Consider the following 1,807-nt stretch of genomic DNA (forward strand, 5'->3'; position numbering starts at 1 on the left):
GGAGGGGAGTGGGGGCCGGGCTACTCGGCGAGTTCCTCCAGGAGCCGGGCCGTGGCCAGCCCCGTCCGCAGGTACTCCACGAAGAGCTCGTTGTGCAGGGCCCACGGGGAGCGGCGGGAGCGGATCAGCCGGATCGCCTCGTCGGGCGGGTGCCCGGCGAGGGCCAGGGCGTGGCCGACGACCAGACCCGAGCGGTTGTAGCCGTGGTAGCAGCGGACCAGGACGCGCCGGCCGTCGTCGAGGGCCTCTCCCGCGGTCACGGCGAGCCGCATCACGCCCGCCAGCTGGGTGCCGTCCAGCGGCCCGTCCGGGATGGGCCACACATGGTGCTCCACGCCCGCGTCGGGCCCGTGGCCGGGTAGTCGCAACAGGGTCAGCACCAGGTCGAACTCGTCGTGCACGACGGCGAACTCCGGTTCTCCCGACCGGCCCGCGTACTCGTGCCCGCCCATCCACAGGCCGGGCACTATCTCGCTCCACGGGCTGTCCGGGGCCGGCACATCGGGTTGCTTCCTGCGAGCCCGCAACGGCGCCTCCCCCTCAACTCCTCCCAAAGGTAGCCGCCTTCTTGCCCCTGGAGCACCCCGCCTGGTCCCATGGTCGTGGGGTGATGGTGCATGAACGGACTGCGCGTCGTACCGACCTGGCGGCACGGTCAGGAACGGCTCTACGTCTGCCGCCCGGACGGCGGGAACGTCGCCTGGTACGACAGGGAGGCGGGCCGGGTCAACCTGCTCAGCGAGGAGCGGCGGGAGGACGTGCTCGACGCGCTGGGGCCGTTCCTGACCGGAGCGGTGACGGTCGGGCCGCCACCGGTGCCGACCCCCGCCGAACTGGCGCTGCTGTCCCTGCACCCGGACGACGACCTCGCGCCGAACCGGCCGGGAGAGGCCCTGCAGGCCATGCTCGACCACGACCCCGGTCCACGGCGGCGTATGCGACCGGATCCCAGGCGGCGCGCTCTCGCGGCGGAACTCGCGGTGGGCGAGGCGCTGGACCGGCTGGACGGGGCCGGGTGGCACACCCTGCACTCGGTGCCGCTGCCCGGCGGGGACCGCCTGCATCACCTGGTGATCGGCCCGGGAGGACTGTTCGCCGTGCACACGGTGTACGCCCGTAAACAGCGCGTCGTTGTCGACGATCCCCTGGTCACGGTGGGCCACCGGGAGGCCCGGCCGGCGCTGCGGCTGGCCCGCGCCGACGCGGACCGCGCCTCGTACGCCCTCACCGCCGAGGTGCGCCCCGTACTGGCGCTCTTCGGGCCGAGGGAGGTGTCGGTCACGGCGCCGCTGCGTGGGGCGCGCATCCTGCTGGACACCGATGTGACGTCGCTGGCCAGGTCGGGGGGNNGCGACCGGGGGACGTGGGTACGGGTCTGAGGTCCTGCCTGCCGGGAAGCCCCCTCCGAGCCCTTAGGGCAGTGATCCCGCCCGGCCGGTGTCGAGCAACGGCTCCAGCAGGTCGCCGTGGCGTGCCAGGCGGGGCGCGATGTCCTCGGCGTGGAAGGCCAGTTCGGAAGCGGTGGTGCAGGACTCGACCTCGTCCCAGGTGAGCGGCGTGGAGACCGTGGGGGCCGGGCGGGCCCTGAGGGTGTAGGGGGCGGCCGTGGTCTTGCGGGCCGCGTTCTGGCTGAAGTCGACGAAGACCTTGGCGGGGCGCAGGCTGCGGGTCATGCGGTGGATGGCCAGCTCGGGAAGGTCGGCCTCGGCTTCCACGGCGAGGACCTTGGCGTAGGCGGTGACCTCGGTGGAGGGAGTGGGCTCCAGGGCGGCCAGCAGGTGCAGGCCCTTGGAGCCGGAGGTCTTCG

3 protein-coding genes are annotated in these 1,807 nt (G+C 73.5%); 1 reads left to right on the top strand and 2 read right to left on the bottom strand.

Annotated elements, in window-relative coordinates:
- Positions 1-20: 20 nt before the first annotated feature.
- Entirely contained in the window at positions 21-527 is a 507-nt protein-coding gene (locus tag AOK01_RS39855) for a protein-tyrosine phosphatase family protein (RefSeq protein WP_213862219.1), read from the bottom strand.
- Between the two features lie 90 nt (positions 528-617).
- On the opposite strand from AOK01_RS39855, the gene AOK01_RS39860 reads away from it, so the two are divergent.
- The coding region (locus AOK01_RS39860) for a nuclease-related domain-containing protein (protein WP_157871677.1) at positions 618-1,348 on the top strand (731 nt) is incomplete at its 3' end.
- A gap of 64 nt (positions 1,349-1,412) precedes the next feature.
- On the opposite strand, the gene ligD is transcribed toward AOK01_RS39860, so the two are convergent.
- Positions 1,413-1,807: non-homologous end-joining DNA ligase LigD (ligD, locus tag AOK01_RS45980; protein ID WP_483855264.1), on the bottom strand; the 395-nt coding region annotated here is incomplete at its 5' end.

The organism is Streptomyces aurantiacus (genome assembly GCF_001418335.1).
Lineage (GTDB): Bacteria > Actinomycetota > Actinomycetes > Streptomycetales > Streptomycetaceae > Streptomyces > Streptomyces aurantiacus.